Below are 22,737 nucleotides of genomic sequence, written 5' to 3' on the forward strand. Positions count from 1 at the left end.
CCTGCGTGTTTTTTGCGAGGGAGTTTTTGGTATTTGTTAAAGACGAACTACTTCTTCGCCCCGGCAAGGGACTTGACGCCCATCGTGTTGATCAGTTGGTTGATGTCGGTGGTTTTCAGGTTCATGCCCCCTTCGGAGACGGGCAGCAGCATGATCTGTTTGTTTTGCAGGGCCTCGGCAATGCGCAGTTTCACCAGGGCCTCGCCGCCCGACCCGGCCAGGGCGTTGTTCATCTCCTGGATGCCCTTGGCCTCGGCAATGCCCTCGGCCTTGATCGCCTCGGCCAGCAGCTTCTGTTTCTCGAAGTAGACGTCGGATTCGATCTTGGCCTTGCGGTAGGCACCATCGGCATCGGCGATCAGCTTGTTGACCTCGCCCTTGGCCTCCTCCAGCTTGCGTTTGTACTCTTCCAGGGCCGCGTGCTGGGCCGACCGGTTTTTCTGCACCTGCTGATCGGCCACCTTTTTGTCCTCGATGGCCTTCTGGTATTCGGCGTTGAAACGATAGTCCTTGGTGAGCACTTTTTCGATCACGATCCCCAGGGGGCCCAGCATCTCCTGCAGCACATCCTTGGCCCGCTGGGCCTGCAGTTCGCGTTTGTCGGCCACGTAGAACTCCTCGGTGGTCAGTTCACCGAAAATATCGCGCGGCTTGCTGCGGGCGATGGTGCGCACGATCTTGTCCCGCAGGATGCGGTTGTTCTTAGCCACGTTCTGAAGAATGTACGGGGCCTTGTCGGCGTCGATGCGATAGGCGATGATCACGTCCAGGCTGATGTCGTTGCCGTCGATGGTTTTGAACAGCAGGTCGTCGCGGGTGCGGCGATCACCGCGCTTCTGGTCGAAGACCATCTCCAGGTTTTGCAGTTTGGTGTCAAAGGTGTGCCAGTCGTTGATAAAGGGAAGAAAAATATAGGTCGAGCCAGGGGCATAGGCCTTGTCCTCGACACCTTTGCCGGTCAGCGCGAATTTGCGGGTACGCACCCCCACCTCGGTCTCACCGGTGGTGTAGAAAACGCAGCCGGTGGCGGTCAGCATCCAGAAAAGGGCCAGGAGAATAAGAATCGTTTGCTTCATTGGGCACCTCCTTTGCGGACGTCGAACAGCTTGAGCGCGTTGTCCAGATCCAGCGGGTTGACGCCGCTTTGGCCGTCACTGGGCAGAACGACCAGATCCAGCCCTTTGTAGACATCGGCCATTTTCAGGCCCACCATGCGTTCGGAACCGACCCCCTTGAGGGCATCGTTTTTCAGGCGCACTTTCTCCGCTTCGGCCAGTTTGACCAGAAGATCGGCTTCGGCGATTTTGGTCCGCCGATAGAGGTCTTTCTCGGCGATTTTGCGGGTTACATAGGCGCGGCCCTGCTCCATCTCCACATCCACGGAGACTTTTCCCTCCTGGACGATTTTCTTCAGCTGGGCCTCTTCCTTGGCTGCCCGGGCGGCCGCCTGGTTGGTGAAGACCAGCTGATCCTTGAGCTTCTTTTCTTCGATGTTCTTCTGGATCTCGGGGCTGTAGCGGAAATAGCGTACCAGCACCTGCTCGACCTCGATGCCCTTGGAACTCAGCTCTGCGTTGAGCAGGTCGCGGGCCTCCTGGGCCTTTTTGACGCGCAGGGGGCTGTTGTAGAAATCTTCGGTGGTCAGCTTGCCCAGGGTCTCCTTGAGGGCCGGTTCGGCTTTGGGAATGATGCCGTTATCTTCAAAGAGGGTGCCGGGACCGATTTTGGTAAACACCAGATACGGATCCACGATGCGGTAGAGGATCGACACATCCACATCCACGAAGAAGCCGTCCGACGTCTGGATGTGGGCCACGCGGTCTTTGCGGGCCTGGTCGGCGGCCGTGCGCGGATAATCGGTCAGTTCCAGCACCTGCACGTCCCGGGGCAGCCGGTACATCTGCTGCATGCCCGGAATCACCAGGTTGAGACCGGCGGTGTAAACCTCCTGCTGAACACCGCGGCTGATGCCCAGGCGCACCACCTTGATGCCGAACTCGTTGGGCTGTACATAGACAAACAGCAGGTTGTAGGCGAAAACCACAACCGCGATGGCGATGATCAGATACTTGAACTTGCCGCCACCGGGGATTCGGATTTTGGGAATGGCAATCCGCCGCTTTTTCATCATGTTGAACAGCTGCGGCCCTTGCGGGTTCTCTTCCGTCATTGTATTCCTCCTTGGGGAAGGGTTGGTATCAATTCACGATCGACTGGTTTTGTGGGTGAGACATATCCGCTGCTCCACAGCAGGGTGCCAAAGAGCAGCAACGCCAGCAGCAGGGATGCCAGCGGACCAACATTGAGGGCGGCCAGGGGAACGTAGGTCAGGTAAAGGGCGGCCGCGGCTCCGGGCCAGAAGATCCCGATGTTTTTCATATCGACCGGTAGCCACCGGCAAAAGAGCCAGAAATGGACAAACATGGCCACTGTGGTGGAAAGGGCCGCGCCGGCGATTCCGGCAAAGGGGATCAGGTTGAGATTGAGCACCAGGTTGACCAACGCCACCACCAGGGTCAGCCGTTTGAGTTTGAAGTTCTCCTGGTCGGCCTCGAAAAGCGGCCCCAGGGCAGTGGCCAGACAGTGAAAGACAAGCCCCGGCAGCACCAGGGCAAACACGGCAAAAGCCTGGTCGGTCCATTGCCGGAGGTTGAACAGAAAGGCCATCGTCCGCGGAAATTGGACCAGGATGAACAGCGCCAGCAGGCCGTGAACGGCAAACAGCACCCGCGAGGAGCGTGCCACCAGTTGAACCAGTTCCTGTCGGTCACCGCTGCCGACCAGCCGGTTGGCCCGTTGCCGGAGAACCGGTCGCAACCCGGAAGGAATGACCAGAAACAGCCGCATCAGGATCATGGCCCGGGCATACACGCCCAGTTCCACCGGCCCCACAAACCATCCCAGAATCAGCATGTCCAGGTAAAAGACCACATCCAGGGAATTGCCGGTAAACAGAAACGCCCGGCCGTGATCGATCGTCCTGAAAATCTGTTTGCGACCGGCCAGAACCGCCGAAACAGGCGGCAGCTGGATCCGCTTGCGCCCCATCAGTGCCATGATCAACTGGCTGAGGGGAAACGCACCGGCCAGGAAGGGCACCGGCGCCTCAGCCAGGCAGAGGACCAGCAGAACCACAAGCAACGTGAAGCGTTGACGGATTCTCAGTCCGGCGGCCTGAGCATGCCGGCCGGCCCCGTCCAGCAGCGCCAGACGCAGGCTGTTGATGTTCTGAAAAAGAATCGTCGGCCCCAACAGAAGATAGAGCAGGGCGTCCCCGGCTCCCCAGCCCGGACCGGCCACCTGAAAGGCCGCCACAATGGACAGGCCTGCGGCGGCCAGGCCCAGGGTCAGCAGGGCGGCCAGGGCATCGGCGGCCAGCCCCTCCGCATCCGCCTGGGCCTGGGCACGGGCCATGCGGTTTTCGACAAACGTGGCGATGCCGTACTGTCCCAGGTAGCCGGCAATGGCCAGCAGGGAGACAAACCAGGCAAAAAGCCCCAGACCGACCGGCCCGTAATGGTGATCGACCAGGAGCATGGCGGCCAGCCCGGTAACAATGCCCGCCAGGCGGTCCAGGGCCGGCAGGACGGCTTGGCTGAGCAAAGGCGTTTCGCCACCGCTTTTCCGGGGAAGGTGGTCGGCCAGCCAGGCAAACGCCTGCTCCAGCCCACGGACGATCCGTTGAACTTTTTCCGCTGAATCCAACGCTGGCGCTTGATTGTTTCCACGCGTGCCGGACGGCCGTTCGTTCCCGCCCATACCGGTGTCCTCCGGCGGCGGAGATTTATCGTTTGCATCAGACATCGGAGAACTGCTTTTCCAGCATGATGTTGAGGATTGTGCGGTCGGTTTCGATCATTCCCTGGGTGGTCAGGGTACCGATGTTGCGCATGGTATCTTCCGATGACCGCCCCACAATCCCGTCGGTAAAACTGACGTTGACGCCATGCAGGGAGAACAGGGCCGCCTGCACGGCGGTTCCGGCGGCGGTGGCCAGTTTCAGGGCGCAGCCGCACTTGGCACCGTCACAGATTACGCCGGCCAGGTCTTCGATGAGATTTTTGATGGCGCCGGCAATGTGCGCTTTGGTGCCGCCCATCAGGTAGGTCACGCCGGCGGTGGCGCCGGCACCGGCCGCCACCGAGCAGCCGCAGATGGCCGAAAGGCGGCCGGTATGGGCCTTGACATAGGCGGTGATGATGTGGCTCAGCCCGATGGCGGCCAGCACCATGGCATGGTCCACGTCGATGAACGGCTCGATGGCCACGATGGGCAGGGTCGCCGTGAGCCCATGGTTCCCCGATCCGGCACTGCTCATGGCCGGCAGCCGGGCACCGGACATGCGGGCATCGGCGGCCGATGCGGTGAGAATTCTCGCCGCGGTGATCATGTCCCGTTTGATCAGTCCCTGGCGGACCAGTCGTTCAAAGGTGCGTCCCACCCCAAGTCCGGGGCCATGCTTGAGGCCATACTCGGCCAGGCGCCGGTTGACGTTTACGCCGGTTTCCAGGAAATCATAGTCGTCGTCATCCAGATGGTCCAGCAACTCGATAAGATCATCCAGGCAGCGCTCCTTGAGCCAGGTTTCCATGGCGGCCAGGTGGCTCTTGCCGTTGGCCGATGGCGATTTCGGCAACAACTCGCTTTCGGTGACGGCCTGGCCGTCAAGGGCAAGAGAAACGATATTGTCATGCAGGCCGGTGATCACCGATTCCGCCGCATGCCCATGACCGCTGACCACGGTTTTGATATACAGCCCGGCCTGCTCCCTGAGCAGGTGAACCGTGACCCGGCCGTCCCCCACCATGCTCCGGGCCGCGGCCACGGCCGCATCGTCCACCGGATCAAGAACCTCCAGTTTCAGAGTCGGATCGCCACCCATCGCGCCCAGGGCCGATGCCATGTCGAGCCCGTTGAGGCCGCCGGTACCGGGAATGGTGACCGCCAGTCCGTTCTTGTAAATGTTGGGATCGACCCAGATTTCGATAGTGTCGATCTGCCTGCCCGGCAGCAGCGACACCGCCGCCGCCGCACCCAGTGCGATGGCTACCGGCTCGGTGCAGCCGAGGGCCGGCGCCACCTGAAGGGCCAAAATATCTTTAACCGTATATGTCATGTTTCCGCCATGCTGTGAGTAAGGATGCGGCCGGCATGAGTGCCTGAGAATCTTATTATGTTTTTTTTTGCCGGCAAAAACAACTGTCCCATGATCGATTCACCCTGATGGATACGGCCCGTTGCAGTTCGAAAGCACATCGACCACTGTGCTATCCTCGGTTTTGCGTTGGTCCGGATAGGATGATATCGGCCGATCGGTTGAAGGGTTTAGGTGCTGGGTTGGTTTGACCGGTCACTGGTGATGGATCATGGTTGGGGCTCCAACCCTTAACGAAAAATCCTTATTCTTCTTCGATTTGGTCCAAAAGGCCGAGGATCTCCGCGTTGGAAGGGATATCGGTCATGGCGTGGCCATAGTGCACGTAACGGACCCGTCCCTTTGGGTCCACGATCACCTGAGCGGGCATGCGCCCCAGCTTGAACAAACGAACTTCCTGGCCGTAACGTTTCAGGACCGTATGCGTGGGATCGGGCAGCCCCACAAATGGCAGTCGATGGTTTCTCCAGTATGCTTCGAACGCTTCGGGTTTTTCCGGTCCGATAACGATAATCGCGGCATTGTGAGCTTCGAATTTGTCATATTCATCGCGCAACTGCGCCATGTGCCGCCGGCAGAACGGTCAGACAAACCCTCGGTTGAAAATCAGGATGACGGACTTCTTGCCAAGGTAATCGGACAACCGAACGGGGCGGCCGCTAGTGTCTTCCAGTTCGAAATCGGGTGCCTTGGTGTTCAATGTAACCTTACGGGGCATCAGGGCCGCCTTTCATTTACGCGGTTTGTCAGTGAGTTCTCCCCCGCTTCCATGCTCTGAGTGGGTGTGCGACCCCTTAGTGGCAGATGGTAACAAGCAAATGTTCCCTTGCCCGTGTCGCCGCCACATATCGTTCGCACCGATCCAGGATTTCTGCTTTTGCCAGGGAATTCATCGGGTCATCGGGATCAGCGCATGCCAGCGCTATCGCGCGAAACTCCAATCCTTTAATCCTTTTTATCGTACCCAGCCGAACACCGGGTTCATCTTTTCCTGGATCAACTTCGCGTGGCTTCAATTGCAATATGGATAAGTTGGCATCTGTCAATGCGGTAACGATTTCCGGTTTGTATGGGGTAATGCAAATCGCATAATCTTCCAGACCGTAGTCCTTCATCAACTTTTGTACCCAAGCGACAATCGCCTTGGCCTCTTCGATTGGTCCTTTGCATGGTGCGATGATCGGCTCAGGCCCTTTGAAAGCTGAGTGGTCACCGGCGATTGATACCTGGCCACCGTCCAAGTCGTCAATTTCAATTCCTTGGAGCATTGCCTGGGCATATTTTCTGATCTGTTCACTGGTGCGGTAATTGATTTTAAGACGCCTGGAGCGGCCTCTGATTTCAATGCCAGCTCTGCTCATGGGAATTTTGGTGCGGTAAATTCTTTGATGCCCGTCACCCACGGTGCAAAGAGGATCGCTGAAACCCTCTTCAATGGGACACAAAGATCGAATCAATTTCAGCGCCTCAAGACTGAAGTCCTGAGTTTCGTCAACGAGCACGTGCCGATATTTATGAAAGTTTTTCTGTTCAACAGATAGGCGCGCTTGGTGAACGGCCCCTTCAACGGTCAAAATATTGCGTTTTTTAAGCCCCCGCTGGAAAGCCCGGAATACTGGCCACGCTTGCCGCCTTTGCTTTCTACTAATCCTTGGCCTTCCCGAGCGAACCGTCGTCAGGTAATCTTCCTCGTTGTCGATGCCATTTGCGTCAATGACCTGCCAGTACTCGTTCACCATTTCATCTTCTGTCATTGGCAACTGGCCCAGTTCCGGGTTAACCCATATCGAAGCCCAGATGGAATCAAAATCTTCATCGTCGCCGATTCGACCTTTCCAGCCGGATCGCGTGCAGATGGTTCTTGACAACGCGTGCAAATTGGTCACCTCGATGCAATCCGCAGCGTTTTCGTCCAGTTGTCGTATATACGCTTTTAGGGTGATAGACAGATTGGTCGTAAACGTCGTCAACAAAACCTTGTCTTTAGGGTTATCTAAATGGTTTGCCAAATGGACAGCCCGGTGAATCAGACAAACCGTTTTTCCCGTCCCCGCTGATCCATTGATGTTCATGGGACCTTTGGTTTCCCACGCTACAAGTTTTTTCTGATAAGGGTGCAGAAAAATTCGCCACTCTTCAAGAGATGCCTGCAAAATATCTTTTAAGTGTTCTTCCCCTTTGACCAAAACCAAATCGAAATTGGCCCTTTTGGCTACATTTGTAAAATCTCCCGGCCCATCAGGCACAAGTTCCGGAGCTGGCGTGGCATCCAAGCCAAGCATTTCATCCAGCGCCTCATCAAGGGTCATGCCAGCCGCAATGCCCATCAAGACATCGCGGCAATCTTTGGGCAAATAATCACTAAGCGCTTCAAGTGACTCATCCGATGAAATGGCCTTTACCGCCGGAATCAAAGGTTCGGGCACGCCCGCTTTAAAAAGATTGTCATGGGATAAACCCGATAATGGATAGTTATCGGCTGGCGAAAAGGTCTCTGGCTGTTGCGCCACTGCAGATTGCATCTCTTCAACATCAAAAACCTGAAAAACCCCGGTTTTGGGATGCATTTCAAACCGCTTGTTCTTGGCCCAGGCATATGCCTTGTCATGGACGTCAATATGAACCATGAGATAGGTATCGCCCTTTTCAGGTGCGATGATGATGGCTCGATATCCATCCGGCAAATTGGCCCCGCGTACTTTTGAATCGACCATTGTTTCATCAAGCTTATGGACATGTAACGAGGGATCGGATGGATCCGCCTGAAAACGATCCATGAACGAAGCAACCCTTTTTTGAACCTTGGTTGGTAACTTGTGGTAGCCCTTTAACACATCACGGTGCATCATCAATTGAGCCATCATCCATCTCCTTATGCGATCTTTCTGATCTCATCGATCAGCCAATCAACACCCTTGATCTCAATTTCATCCGGCAGCGTTACCCGCCATCCCTGGTTCTGCCATTTATTTGCAAACCCTTGCTGGTCGCCGGCCAGTATGGCGATTTTACCGTTTCCGCCTTCCCATGCCAGTTCGGCAAAGGCATCGTCATCAATATCATCATTTGTGAATTCAACCTTTGGAATAGGCAACCCCGCTTTGGCCAAGGCTTCCACTACCGGCTTTAAACGCGAAATGGTTTCTTCAAGAACATCCTTCCACCCCTCCGCAATTTCGTATTCTCCTTCGAACACGATTTCCGGAGCAGTATTTTCCATGGCTTCACTTGACGTCCAAAAACTGAATGAATCGGTAAATTGAAATGCGTTGATACATGCCAGGAAGCGACGCCAGCGTTCTTTGTAATCACTACCCGACACTTCTTGTTCGCTGTCGCCCAATCGACCAATAATGCCAGCCTTATCCTTGGCATGGATAATAGCGTTTTCGGTCGTAATGTAAGCGATAAAATCCTGGGTGAGAGAGGCGCGATCGTTATATACCCATTCACCGTTCTTATCGCTCGACAATGGTGACATGGCGCCGCCAATACGCCACCCTTCAAACGCGGCTTGTAATTCCGAATATTTTACTTTCCGCTTATCGGCCAACAACAACAACGGATGAAAAATGATGTAATCTGCGATCAGTTTCCATCCGATTTCACTCGGTGCGCTCAGAAACGCCTTGAGTTGCTGCATGCCGTTTCCCACAAATTTTGTGGCGTGGGGAATCTCATCCTTATGCTTTTGAGAAAGGGACTGCTGGTATTTAACCAGATAGCCGGCCAATTGAGGATGGCAAACCATTTCGTGGGTCTGATTTTCATTGGTGACATCTTCCCAGGTCACCCCCCAAACCCTGTAATTGCCGCTTTCCAGAATTGCCCTGCGTTTATTCATATCGTCGGCGAGTCGGTTGTTTGGGAAGCAGTGATATTCGAAGCCATCCGAAAAAATAGCCACCGGTTTGATGCCATCGTCATCGCAAGAGAGCAGGAAATCAGGCTGTGACTGTACCAGCACGCCTTGGGCTGCGCCTAATGACGGTTGCAATTCAAGTTCCCACAAACGTTCAGAATCGGGCAATGAAAAACGAAATCCCTGGCTGCCCTTAATAATGGTTTCAGACCACGATCCCTTGCGGTCTTCAACAAAGGAACGCAGGGCATCGACGAATTTCTTTTCCAGCACACTGCCGTAAAGCGAATCCGCCTTAATCTGCTCCAGTTCACGCTTGTCGACCCGTTGCGCACCAGACTCAATGAGCCGGCTTAACAGTTTTATGCCCCTTTCGCGGCTGATTTGGTCGGCCTTGTACTGAAGATGGTAGGTTCGAATACACCGATAACACCCATCGGTATCCTCCATTTCATCCTGCTGAACAAACTTACGGCATGGACAGGTTTCAAGGGTATCCCTGGCCCGTCTCAGTACGTCCATAATCCCTTCACCTTCGCGCCCCTTGTCATCCTTTTCCTGATATAAAGCTTTTAGAAAACCGGTGCCGCCGGGCACCGCATCCATGATGACCAGGTAATGCTTGGTGATGCCCGAGGATGGTTCGGGCATAATCTGGGGCTGAACAATCAGATGCGCAGGATTCCCTTCAAATCGCAGTCGCAGGCCCAGGTAGATACAGGCCACCAGGGTATCCACATCTTCACCGTCGGCCAGTGGCAACAAGAGCCGAATGGCCTCGGATTTTAATTGGCGGTACAAATATAGAGGAAGATACTGAAATGCCGTTTGACCGTCTTTGCCTTCCTGCCTCAGCTTCTCGGCTTTTCTGCGCCCCTGGCAACTGCGGCGGTGTAGTGCTGCGATATCGTTTTGGGGCGTAAGGTGGGGTGGAATGGCAATGCCGCAGTGCTGACAGATCTGGAAACCTTCGTCAGATATAAACGTATCCGGGCCGAAAGGAATATCTTTTTGATCCACCAGGTAGCCGGTATTGATGACCCTCAGGATCATCGAAGAGCGATACTCAATTCCAAAAGGCAGGCTGTCATCACCCACCGCCCCGGCCGACCGTTCCTTGGTTTGATCAAAAGAGGCGATGACATCATAATACCCCCTTTGGCGTTCCTCGTCTCGATCGCCAGACAGGCTCTCATAGTGTTCCATGTAGGACAGTGCCTGGGATTGGGAAAACTCGATAAATTGCCGATGCTGGCCGATTTCCAATTGGCTGCCACGCCCCACGGAATGGCCGCATTGCGGGCAAGCCGGATTCGCATCGGGCTGGCTCAATTCTTCGAGCCTGCGCATATGACCGCACAAACCGCAAACCGCCCATGACTCTGTGAGGAGTTGTTGGGGATTGCCGATCACGATCTGTTGAACATCGAACTGACGCCGGTGGGTGTAGAATGTGTTGTATGGGGCAAGCTCTTTGAGCGCTGAGGTGGCATTACGGTAGATCTCTACCGGCTTGTATTCCTGATCTGCATGGCGATGTTTGTTGTAAATCGCGCCATAGAACCGCACGCCGCGTTCAGGAAAGGCGTAATTGGGCAGCAAGCCGTGATCGGTAAACAGTTCCAAGGTCGTTGTTCGGCTGAGGCTGTTACGGCGAGCCTTGATAATTCGAAGTTCTCTCTGGATTTCGATGCGGGCATCTTTTTCTTCCGTATCCAGTTTGCTGAGCTGGTCATTGAGCCGTTTGCGGGCGTTGTCCAAATCGCGTTGCATCCGGTCAAACTCTTGGGTGGCCTGGTGCATTTTTTGGATGAGCAACTGGGTATCCGTATCCTTTAAAAAGCGTTGCCGGGTATCCTCCTGGACGGTATGACGATACCGTCTAAGGAAACTGTTTTGCAGCTCCATTTCATTGGCTGTCACCCAGGCCATTGCCGCGGGGATATGACCATCGGTATGGTTTAAATCTTCCACCAACTGCCCGCAGCTGGTGGGAATCTTGTTAAGCATGTCCTCCCGAGTTGCGCTGTCAAAACAATACCCCAGATACTGGCGGACCAGAACGGCAGAGGCATCCAGCCAGCAACCGGGCGGGTCCACTTTGCCTTTGAGCATTTCCATGGGTCGGGCGTAAAAGAACAGGTCATGGGGCCGCTGGTTGACGACGGACACGATCAACGCCGTCCCGGTGGCACGCCCGGCACGACCAATACGCTGAAGATAACTGGCCGTATTGGGCGGAATGGAACATAACATCGTGCTGGAAAGATCGCCGATATCAATCCCCATCTCCAATGTACTGGTGCAGGTCAACACGTTGGGATCGTCGGCATGCTCGGATTTTTTAAAGCAAGTCTCCACTTTCTCACGTTCTTCGGTGGCCAAAAGCCCGGTGTGCTCCTCGGCCACCACGCGCCGCAACGCGCCTTTATGGTATCGATCCTGATAATATCGCTGGCGGGCATCGAACTGACGAACCACATAGCGCCCCCGGGTGGCGTAATATTCCATGCTGGGCGCATTTTTCCAGAAATTTGCCTCCGGCTCGGGCCTGACGATATAGCGGTCAGTTTCATCACATGCCAGGCAAATGCCATGGGGAACCAACCAGGCGGCTTCCGAAGATATGGCGTAGTAATCTTTTGATCCATCTTTATGCAAGCACATCAAAAGGCCGGCATCGTTTCCACAAATGAGAAACGCCTGAATCGCATCGATGATGTCCGCTTCGAGAACGGCAGGTTCTCCAAGTGCGCGATAGGCCCAGCGGATATGCCATGGCTGTTGTCCGCCGCGTGTATGCGCCAGCACATGTTCATGGTCTCGCTGTGGCGTGGTAACGAGTAGTTTTGGTTTGTAGCGGATAGCCGACGGGTAGGTCTCGCGCCCTTCGATGATCCGGCCGAGGGGGTACTTACCCCAGAAACCATGCCGTGCAAAGGCATCCAGATAGGAATGATACAAGCCCCCCCGTTCCCGATAGCGATGCAGCATGCCGTAAATCCAGATGCGCAGGTGATCGTCATCGATCCTGGCCAACACCGGGTTGATACCGGGCAGCTTTTCCTGAAGTCGCCGAATCGTATCGCTAATAATGGTTTCATCCCATCCGAGACAGGCACTGCCGTTCAATTCCATGGTGCGTCCATGGGTCTGCATTAGTCCGAATTCACTGACAGCCTGCCAGGTGAGGCGGCGGGTAATTTCATCCAATAATCTCGATGGGGGCTTCGCCAAGGCCGGATTGTTGCGAAAATCACGAAACGGCTTGTAATCATGAAGATCCGGCGGCATCAGGGCGGTCATGGTTTCACGAACACTTCCCGGTCGGCCAGGTTCCTCCCGGGACCAGTAATCGAACAGGCGTCGGCCGGTCTTGGTCAATTTTAAGCCATTGTGCGCTCCCCCAATTCCATCTGCTGAACCGCCGCCTGACGCACCGGCGTTAACGACATGCTGCAATGCGGTGCGAAACGTAAAATGATAGGTGCGTGAAGAGAAAAAACCGGCTCGGTGAGAAGCATCCTGAACGCTGTCGGTAAAGGCCAGCAGCTTCGGATCGCTGTTGAGAATGGATCCAAACATTTCATCGATGGCCACACTTGCCAGGATGGCGGACTGGGCACCGATAAAAAAAAGACCTTCGGCCGATCCGCAGCGGGGGCAGCGCTGAGCCCCCACCACCTGTCCGTTTTGCATTCTACGGGTCGCATTGCTCACCCGGACCTTAAAATTACGGGTATCGCCGGTGAGTGGACACGGCCCGTCTCCTCTTCGGATCACCAGGCTTTCGGGGCAGAAATAGAGGTCCTCGGCATCCAGGGCGGTCAAGGGCATCTGCCTGAGGGCGGGTTCATCCCCTTTCATCCCGGAACTGTCATCCGGGCTGATCACAAAGATATATTGGCTTTTGCGGTTTACCCCACTCTGCTGGTCGGTGGTGCCGAACCAGCCACGGTAGATCCGGCTGGGATCACTCTCCATCGCCCATCCGGAGACTTCGCGGGAGTTAATTTGGGAATCCTGATCCAGGTCATGCAGCGCCACCCAACCGGATTCGCCGCACTCGCTGCAATGAAAAGCAGGCAGGCTTTTGGTATTGGGCACCGGTTCATCGAGCCATGCAAAAACCGGCACCCGGGATACAATCCGCCCCAGACGCCGCAATTCGCGTATCCATAGCTGCACCTGGGTGGGCACCAGGACCGAGGACCGCTTGCTGCGCAGCTCTCTGGCGTGGGCAACCAGGGAACAAAAAGACGCCACGACGATCTGCCGATCTGCCGCTTTATCGATTGCCTGAAGCCCGAAATCCTTGCGGGTCAGCCGATCCACCAGTTCGGTCCAGGCAAGCGGGTCTTCGCGACGGATTTCCGCAGCGTGAAAAACCTCCAGCAAATATTTGAACAATACCCTGTGCTTGAGCCAGTGCCCCAGTTCCAGTTCCCACTGTTCAATCGCCGCATCGCTTTGCCCAGCTTGTCCCTCACCATTCTCATGGCTCGCCGGTTCGCACACGGGCCCGCCCCAGTTTTGGGACTGGCGGATGACATAACGCAACGAATCCTCATCCTCCAAGGGATGGCAGGTTTGCGGGTTGGGGAACGCAACCTCCCTCAAATCGGAATGGACAATCTGTTCCACGCTGAGACGATCTTCGCCGATGACGGCTTCTACCGGGATCTCTTCCTCGAAAAGCGTTGCGGCAAAGGCAGCCAGTCGATCCTTGCCCGCTTCGGCGGCGTCCGCCGAACCGTCGGCCTGTATCTCTTTAAGCAGTTCCCGATCATCCAGCGTCGCACTGGTGCCCACCACGCACAGCCTGCCCGTGGGAATGCTCAAACGGTCTTTTAGCCGGCGAATCAGACAGGCCACGTCCGCGCCCTGGGCGCCGTCATAGGTGTGCAATTCGTCCAGCACCAGGTATTTCAACACATCCGGTCCGTTAAATCGCCAAAGCCGTTTATCCTGGGGGCGCATCAAGAGAAAATCGAGCATGCGGTAGTTGGTCAGCAAAATATCCGGCGGATTTTCCTGCTGGGCTTCATGGTTGGTGATACCGTGGCCCGGACCCATCTCCTTATAGCCACTGTCCTGGCTCTTTCCGGGATCAGCGGGATCATAGCGGCCGGTATAGTTGCCCACCCGGATGCCGGCGGACTTGAGTGCTGGATCGTCCCAGATAGCGGCCGCAAATCGTTTTTCCTGGTCTGCGGCAAGGGCGTTCATGGGGTAGAGAATGATGGCCTTGATTCCGCTTTGGCCCTGCTTTTTGGTCCGCAGGCAATGATCCAGAATGGGAAACAGGAAACATTCGGTCTTGCCCGATCCCGTACCGGTAGTGACGATGGTATTCCGGGCCGCGTCGGATTTTGCAGACAAGCGTTTCCAGGCCCGGTATTGATGCAAAAAGGGGTGAAACGGCACCTCGATATCAAAAGGCATGGCCACCCCTTCGGGCGCTGGGCGAAAGGGACGTTTGAGCTGAACCCAGGGTCCCTTATAGATACCGGATTCCGGGTCTTCCAGAAAGCGTTGAAAGGCACCCTCGACTTTCTTGTCCCGGAACGAAAAGGTCGATTGGAGGTAGTACAGGATCTGCCGGCGAATGTTCTGGGCGATGTGGGCTGGTAGCATGGTTGTATTCAGTTTTTAGGTCGTTTATCTTCGTTCAGGGAAGTCACTTATCGAAGGCTGAATCTATCAAACGAAGCATCCGCCCCCACTGGGACGCGTCATTATCTATATCGATGGCATTATCGAGCAATTTTGTATCGCGAATGATTACCGTAAGGGCGCTGCCTGCATTTTTCCTTTCAGTCTGGCCGCAGACGGTCAGGGCGGACTTATAGCGCTTGGCCATTTTCTCGATCGTAGCTGTCTCATGGTCGGAATATGCGTCCAACATCGCAAATGTATTTTCCACCAAATCCGCGTTTTTCTGTTGAAAGAGATTGATCAGATTGTCTTCCAGCGTACCCGTATCTCCATCTTTTCCGGTGAAGATAAAAACGCTGAAAGAAATGCCGTTCGATGCAAACCAGGTTTCGCCAGCCAGTTCTTCCATCTCACCCAGAACAGGTCGATAATCATCGCTGAATTTCGCCAAGGTCCCATTAATGCCCCGACTGTCGGCATCAAACACGAACAGCACCGCATATTTTTCAATATCGCTATCGATAACGGATAATGTTTCCGGAGAAAGAATTTCCGAAAACTCTTCGAGCAAGCCTATCCCTTCCGCGGATTTGTCGATTCCACCAATTGGATATGGTAAAATCAGGATGTCGTCCTGTGCTTTTCTGTAGGCAAGAACGGGAATCATAGGATGCTTCGGACGCCCGATGACGATGGTATCAATGTCGTGATTTTTGAATTTGTTGCTCAGAAATTGATTCAGCGGAGGCGGATAATCACTGATTTTCTGTTTGTAGGCTTCATATTGGTTCGATGCATCCAAAAGCCGGCCAATGAACTGCGCATCGTGAGGTCCTTCGCATAAAATGAATAATAGATTCAACGTTTCTTCCCTCCGCGCAGATCGAAATCAATAGAATCCAAAAGGCGCGCGATTCTTTCACCATCGAAGCGTAGATATTTTTTTTCATGGCGGTCCAATAAGGCATATGCTGCCAATTTGGGCCGAATGGAATCACATCGAGCAAAGGCGTCGATACATTCTTTGCTATGTGAGGTTAGAAAAACCTGTACGTAGAATTTTTCAGACAATTCATCAATCAATGAAACCACGTTGGGAAGCATTGCTGCATGAATGGCATTTTCAATTTCGTCAATTAAAAGCACGCCATTCCGTGCTCCGGCAAATAACAATCCGATATTGAAAATTCGTTGCATGCCGGCACCGAACTGGGTTAAATCCGGCGCGCGCTCCAAATCGTTATGACTAACCCTGAACCGACCATCTTTGACCAACTCTATATTCTGAACGCCGCTATCCACATGCTTTCTGATGAAATCCACGACAATCTTTTTGCTGCCAAACTCGACACTTTTGTCGTGGCATTCTCTCAGCATCTCCATTTCAAGGCCGATAAATGGACTGGAGAAGACAACCGGGCACAATGACCGTACCGCGCCTTCGGTTCGCTGGGGATATTTTTCAAAAAAATGGGTTACCGAACGCCATTCCCTTCCATCATGCCTTGCAATAAATTCAAACGAACTCAGATAGTATGTCTGGTCTGCGATATCCTCTTCGATATCATTCTGACACTTCAATGATACTTTCTTCCCATCGAAAACCCCTTCGAGACATCCTTCAGGCAGTTCTCCGATAAACCATTTCACATTCAAGGATTCGGACGTCAACTGGCTTCGTCGCCGGCCTAGGTCGATAAACGCACGGGGGCTGTTCAAGGACGTCAGCAGGGCAACCGCTTCAAGGATCGATGTTTTCCCGGAATTGTTGACACCGGCGAATAAATTTACCATGGTCAGGTCTTCCAGCATGACCTTTTCGAACTTTTTGAATTCTTTAATATTGATCGATTTAAAGTGTGAGCGCGGCTTTTCAACCAAAAAAACGTTCCTCGTGGAGGCTGAAAGCGCTTGCGCGTTTTGAATATCAATGACACCGGAAAGTTTTCGGGAAAGCTCGCCGATTTCAGAGCGGTCAGCGTCACTGATATGGCGGGACATGTTGAATATCGTTCCAACTTCCTGGTTAATGATGGACAATGCATTCTTAACTTTATCCTTGCTCAACACTTCGCTGGCAAGCGTTGCCTCGGCAAGGTTTCTGGATGCGTCCAGATTGCCGAGCGCTTTCTGATCATCGATCAGTTTGGCAAGTTCTCTGATTTGGCTGGCTTTGGTGATAACCGGTTCTAATTTTCGAGAGTTTCCAATAATATCCTGTTCAGCTTCGTCATCATCATCGATCACCTCTTCCTCTGATAGCCAACTGAAGAGTCGTTCAAGATTCATGGGCATTCCAGCTTGTTTTTGACTATCATTCCACTGCAGCCACTCTCTTAGATTACGGCTCCTGACAATCTCCCTGAAAAAGGAGTATTTTTCCGAGGTAAATTGATCCCCGTAATCGCTTTCCTTGTATTGGTCGATCAATGCCAAAGTGCTTAATGTTGCATTGAACTCCCGTTTACTGATCCCGATTGCCTTGCAGATATCATCGGCAATCATCCCGTGCTTTTCGTATAATGTGCGCAACAGCTCGGCCTGATTGATTGCCGGCCATTTCTTGTTGCCGCTGATGTGTTTAAGCCCCATCAACACCAAATGGTGGGTGTCATCCACGCCGGTATAAAACACGACCGGAAGTTTGGAAAAAATTTCCGGATTCAGGTTACCAAGATCGTAACCTTCGTGTTCATACCTCACCTGCAGCAGCTTCAAGGCCGCAACGCGGCGGTTTCCCTCGACAACCAAGTATTTCCCGCTGCCCAACTGACGGACCTGGATCTGGTCCACGGGCAAAAAACCGTTTTTTCTGAAGCTGTCAATCAAATCGCGAACATTTTCACCATTTTTCCCCAGCAGGATATTGTTTGTACGGCGCTGGACATCGGCATCCGTCAACCGGTCTTCATCGACAGGGGTATATTTTTCATCATCGATAAACCGGTAATTGTTCGGGTCCAGATAGAGGCTTTTCAGCCCTACCCGGGTTCGCCTGTCCTGGTTTGCACGGTTTTCTTCCTGGTTCATATTCCAACCTATGTTTTTGATATGGCGAATGAAATGCTTACCGTCCCATATTCAGTTTGTCGTAAAAAGCTTTTCAAATCAACCAGTTTGTCTTGTACCGCTGCCCATTTCAATCCATCATCGTTCGCTTCGGGATAGCTCAGGTGAATCTATCCTTGAACCAATCATACGCCCGTTTATAATCCGCCTCACGATCCACGCCGGTAAAGGGCGGATAAAAGGTTTGGGTGACGGTGGAAAGGCTGTTATCGATGGGCCAAGTTACGGTCAAGGGGGTTTGGCCGTCCCAATTGTTTCGTGCTTCGCGTACCTCTTTGCCTCCTTTGTTTCTGCGAGTAGTATTCGGTATTAGAATTCCATGCGAATCATATTCGTCTATTCGCTCATATGATTGCAACGTAGGAAATTGTAGCCGGTATATTGTTAAAAGCTCCTCAAGTTCTAATCCAAATGAAAGGGCTGTTAAGACATCAATCTCCAGCAAAGCCTGTCTTCGTGAAAAGTCGCTGCGCAGTGGGGCTTTCGGGTCCCATTTTATGGGATCTATGTTTTTCCAATCATATTCGTATGGGTTTGACAATTTAGGGTCATTTATCGCCCAGATATCATAATGCATTAAACCAGTTGATACTTCTCTCCATAAATCGCTGTAATTTTTTGTTAAACAATTCAATCTAAGAGTCCTATTAATGATACAATCATTATAAGGTCCTTCAAGAATGGGCAATCTACCTACGATATCGTGCCTGCAATGATCTTTACCTGTAATTTTTATAAGAAAATCGCAGCAAATTGAATGCGTGAATCCGCTAAATAAGACCATTATTCTATCGTCATTGAAGATAATAGAAAAAAGACTATCAATATGCATAAAACCTTTTGGCAGAATTGCCGAAATTAGTGTCCGTGCATCTGATTGTTGTGCTCTTGTCCTATTACAATATTTATATTTATGTTTAAGAATTGGCTTTTTTATTGTTGCTTTACTAAAATTTATTTTTAAATCTAGCTTTTCTAAATACCCATCAACATCAATGGGTTTAAATTTAGTAGAAGGTAGAAAGTTTTCATCTATTTTAGTCAGATCAATTTCTTGATCGCTTCCATCTGCTATCGTAGTTCTACATAGTGGGGTTGCAACATACATATGCGTCATTGATAATATTACATCATCAGATTTTACAGGACAATAACATCCTCCCCTTATCTTTGAAATAATCCCAGCTCTGTCTGCGAGAGTTTCATTAAACATCATTGTAGGAAAATAGTCATTAATCATTGAGGAAAGTGATTTAAACGGCGAGGATAACTTTGATAGGACACTTAACACGTCGGTGTTGTGGACTTGAAGCAATCGAGAACACTCTGCCGGAGAGTTCTTTTCTTCAAATAGCTTTGCATATATATTTAGGACATCAACTGTAATCGTAACAAATCTTTTTCGGTGTCCTTTTAAATTCCAACGCCCCTTTTCCGTTTTTAACCCTGGAATTGGATCATTTAAATTCACATGATTTCGGGACTCAATTAGAGTTTTAGGATGGATCAAATATGATAAGTTTTCAAAAAAAATATTTTTTGATTTTGATTTGAAGATATTAATACTAAAATTTCGATTAGATTTTACGTCCTTGAATAGTGGAAGCCAGTTTTGAAAATGATAGTGCGCTATCAATCTCTTGTAGTAGAAACTTCTAAATTTCATTCCTTTTGGATCATCATATACTCCTTCTGGGTGGAGCAAAGCGCCTAAACCTTCATTATTAATTATTTCGGCGCTCCGAATGATAAAATTTTTATATAAATTTGTACGCATTCCTTCCAAGTTTGGATATGTTAGTTTGTTGGCAAGATATGTAGACACTCCGCATACATCAGCAAACTTATTTGAATAAAAGCATACACTATCATTGTTTTCCATCAATTTAGGTGTTGCTATTTTCAGCTCTGCACTGTTTGCATTTTTTACTCCTAAGATGGGATCCATTTCGTATAATGTTGGCGCTTCTTTCCAATCGACTGGTATCCAGGGTGGATTACCTAATACTAAGTCAAACCCTACAATAGATGCCGATTTTCCCAAAATCTCAGGAAAAATTAGCGCCCAGTGATGAAAGTGATGTCCCCCGGCAATCTCCTGCCCCTTGCCGAACCAGGCCACGGCATCGGCCAGTTGGCGGCTGTCCGGTACTTGGCCGCCGGCGGCGAGCAGCAGACCGTCGATTTCAAAGCCCAGGTTGGCCGACAGAAGCGGCCGCAGGCTGGGTTCAGGGGGTTGGTCGCCCAGTAGCAGGCCGGCGGCGGCGAGGAATGCCTTGCGCGTGGGCAGGCTTTCGACGTCATCCAAGGGCCAGAACCACAACGCACACCAGGTATCCATGAGCAACTTGAGACGTTGGAAGCTGCCGCTGTGGGCTTCCAATCGGGCACGGACCGTTTCCTGCTGGTCAAGATCGGGACTGTCTTTCAAGGCAACAGGGCCGCAGGACGGTCGGGGCCACACCGTGGCCGTGCAGGCCGTTTTTTCCAGGGCCTGATTGCGCTGATCCGTATAGGTCTGCCAGTGGACGTCGATTAACTCGCAGATTCGCAGGGCTTCGGCAACCTCCTCCTGGTCCCAGGCGGTTTTGATCTCATTGTTGACCCAGTATTTGACCGCGTCGCACGCCTCGGAATGAAACTGGCGCATGAGCGTGTCCTTGTGGGTCGGCACCATCTCCTCGTCAAACACCAGGAAGTGGTAAATCTCTTTTGGTTTGCGTGACTCACCTGGTTTAAGCAGACGCGGGACGGCGCCATTTTTTCCATAATGCTTCTTCTTTGAAAGTTGTTTGTCCGTCCATACGGCCCGGCGCGCGCCGATAAGACTGTTTCCGCAACGCAACCGCAGCCCGAACCAGGGCGTGGCGCCGGATTGATAGCGATCCGGCTCGCCATTCTCGCCAAACTTGACCAGTAACCGGTGAATGCTGCCCAACCATAAGGAGAGGGCGCCCAGCTCAACGGCGGTGGGGTTCAGGTCCACCCCATAGACATTGCGCGTGGCGATGTAATGCTTGACCCGCCGCAGCTCGTCAAGGTAGCGGCCCGGTTCGACATCCATCCCGGTCTGCTTCTGCTTGAGTTCAAGATAGTGCCGGGCCAGTTGGTCCGTGGCCTCGTTTAAAAAAGCGCCGCTGCCCATGGCCGGCTCGCAGATTTTCAGTTCCAGGATCCTGTCGGCATCCTCTGGCGTGAAATTTTTGAGCAGCTCGCGCAGGGCCTCTTCCACCAGACATTTGGTGAGTACTTCCGGCGTATAATATGAAGCGCTCTGTTCTCGATCAATGCCCGAGAGATGGAGAATGAAGGTCCCCTTGGTATAAATTCTGGGTTTTCCGTCGATGCGCTCGACGATGTTCTTCTCTTTTTCGTTTCGGAATTCGTCAAGCCGGGTGGCCGGCACAAACCAGGTGGGGGTTTTCTTGTCTTTAAAATCCCCTTTGGGCGGTTTGACCTGGATCAGGTTTTCCTTGGCAAACATGCCCTTATAGGAAAGCAACCCCTCGTACACCGCTCCCAGCTGGTTGATGCCCAGTTCGGCATAGTTGACCCGGCCAATGGATTTGTTTTTTTCATCCTGGCTCAGTGAAAGGTTACGGATGACGTTTTGCAGGCACCCGTTGGAAATCCGGGCATTGCCCAGCAACGGCGTGGCAGCCGGATCAAATAGCGTTGCGGTGAGCGGTCGTATGACAAAGGTCTTGGGTTGGCCGACGGAAGCGTTTGCTTCGAGGTGACTGACCAGATTCTGTTGCTCATGATAGCGGCGGTCTTCAAATACGGAAGCCTGGATTGGTGGCCGCCCGGTTGCTGGTGGTTTGGATTCCTTGGGATTAAATCCTTCGTGGATGATGTTGAACAGGATCCGTAAATGCTCATGGAAATAAGTGCCCTGCTCGGTGGTCGCGGTCAAGGGCGCCTGCTCCAGGTCCCGCAAGGATTCCAGGCTGTAGCCCAGCCGGTAGACGTCATCGGTAATGGGCAGGATATCCAGCTCACCGCCCCTGGCCTCGGCGTAAAAACAAAAAAGCAGGCGGTAAACGAAAATCAGCGCTTCATGCCGGAGATCTTCGGCATCGATTTTATCCGATCCATCCGGCAACAGTTCATTGTCCATGCGCCGGGTAAAAGAAATCTGCCGGCGGCGGCGATCATCCACCCATTCGTTGGCCAATTCAGAAATGGCTTCTCTAACGGCCCACTGCAGATTTTCCGTAACACCGTGGGCGAACTTATGACTGTTTTCCTCGAAGGTGTCATGCAAAAGGTCGTCGGCCTGTCCATCCGGGCACAAGGTCCGGGCGCATAAAAAGGCGGCAATGTGGTCAAACGTTACCTTCTCCCCGCGGCCGAATGCATCATCAAAATCAAAGGCCAGATAGCGGCCTTGGGCATAGGTGTGTTTGTCCAGCAGCAGGACCAGACTGCCGGCCAAAAACATGATCCAGCGGGGGGCGTCCTCCTCGGTAAACACCCGGCCGATCAGACGGGACCAGTTGCCGCTGCATAAGGGGTGCTCATCCTGCGCGTCGAGCTGGGCGGAAAGCGGCATCATTTCCAACGGATCTTCGCTGGGCCGGCCATCCTTGAGGCTGGTTTCCGGCAGGCAAAAGACGGTTTCGCAAATGACCAGCCAGGGTCGGTTAAAGCGGGTAACGCGGGCCATGGCCGGAACAACGGTTTTGGCGCCTTCCACCGGGATATCCAAGCGTTTTCGGTCGGTGTATCCCAGGTTTTCAAGAAGGTGTGCGTGCCAGGCAGCCAGCTCGTCGCCGGCCTGCCACCGATCATCGGGCACCATTTCCTCCAGGGCCTGAGTTTTGGCCCGGAAATATCGCTGGGAGAGCTGCTGCACCCGGCGGGGCACGGCATTGGAACCCTGCTTGCGCCATTCGGCGATCATATTTTTGACGTCTTTTGAAAAGGTGCTGGTTAGGTAGTGTGAGCTGTAATACTCACCGACATTGTTTATGCTGGTGTCCAACGACAT

Annotated in this window: 10 protein-coding genes; all 10 read right to left on the bottom strand. The window is 52.8% G+C overall.

Translation table 11 applies throughout. From position 1 onward, the window contains the following. Positions 1-47: 47 nt before the first annotated feature. The 10 genes from GN112_RS28960 to GN112_RS29010 all read right to left on the bottom strand — a co-directional run bounded on the left by GN112_RS28960 (position 48) and on the right by GN112_RS29010 (position 22,737). A complete protein-coding gene (locus GN112_RS28960) occupies positions 48-1,076 on the bottom strand; it encodes an SPFH domain-containing protein (protein WP_155313341.1) in 1,029 nt (342 codons plus the stop codon). Continuing rightward, a complete protein-coding gene (locus GN112_RS28965; protein WP_155313342.1) occupies positions 1,073-2,170 on the bottom strand; it encodes an SPFH domain-containing protein in 1,098 nt (365 codons plus the stop codon). Before GN112_RS28965 ends, GN112_RS28960 begins: the two co-directional genes overlap by 4 nt. Then, positions 2,167-3,804, bottom strand: a complete 1,638-nt coding sequence (locus GN112_RS28970) for a lipopolysaccharide biosynthesis protein (protein ID WP_155313343.1) — start codon at positions 3,802-3,804, stop codon at positions 2,167-2,169. Before GN112_RS28970 ends, GN112_RS28965 begins: the two co-directional genes overlap by 4 nt. After that, positions 3,797-5,116, bottom strand: coding sequence for an L-cysteine desulfidase family protein (locus tag GN112_RS28975; RefSeq protein WP_155313344.1), 1,320 nt, complete (start codon positions 5,114-5,116; stop codon positions 3,797-3,799). The genes GN112_RS28970 and GN112_RS28975 overlap by 8 nt, the downstream gene beginning before the upstream one ends. 283 nt (positions 5,117-5,399) lie before the next feature. After that, complete coding sequence (locus GN112_RS28980) at positions 5,400-5,873, bottom strand: peroxiredoxin family protein (RefSeq protein ID WP_231717166.1); 474 nt, start codon at positions 5,871-5,873, stop codon at positions 5,400-5,402. Positions 5,874-5,949: 76 nt separating this feature from the next. Beyond that, positions 5,950-8,019: a UvrD-helicase domain-containing protein gene (locus tag GN112_RS28990; protein WP_197743429.1), complete on the bottom strand. Its 2,070-nt coding sequence runs from the start codon at positions 8,017-8,019 to the stop codon at positions 5,950-5,952. A gap of 8 nt (positions 8,020-8,027) precedes the next feature. Continuing rightward, positions 8,028-14,654, bottom strand: coding sequence for a DEAD/DEAH box helicase (locus GN112_RS28995; RefSeq protein ID WP_155313347.1), 6,627 nt, complete (start codon positions 14,652-14,654; stop codon positions 8,028-8,030). Positions 14,655-14,697: 43 nt separating this feature from the next. Beyond that, positions 14,698-15,537 (bottom strand): hypothetical protein, encoded by an 840-nt coding sequence (locus GN112_RS29000; protein ID WP_155313348.1) that lies wholly within the window; start codon positions 15,535-15,537, stop codon positions 14,698-14,700. Beyond that, positions 15,534-17,705 carry an AAA family ATPase gene (locus tag GN112_RS29005; protein ID WP_155313349.1) on the bottom strand — a complete coding sequence of 724 codons (2,172 nt, stop codon included), beginning with the start codon at positions 17,703-17,705 and terminating at the stop codon, positions 15,534-15,536. The genes GN112_RS29000 and GN112_RS29005 overlap by 4 nt, the downstream gene beginning before the upstream one ends. 139 nt (positions 17,706-17,844) lie before the next feature. Continuing rightward, a complete protein-coding gene (locus GN112_RS29010; RefSeq protein WP_155313350.1) occupies positions 17,845-22,737 on the bottom strand; it encodes a hypothetical protein in 4,893 nt (1,630 codons plus the stop codon).

It is taken from the genome of Desulfosarcina ovata subsp. ovata (assembly GCF_009689005.1).
In the GTDB taxonomy this organism is placed as follows: Bacteria; Desulfobacterota; Desulfobacteria; order Desulfobacterales; family Desulfosarcinaceae; genus Desulfosarcina; species Desulfosarcina ovata.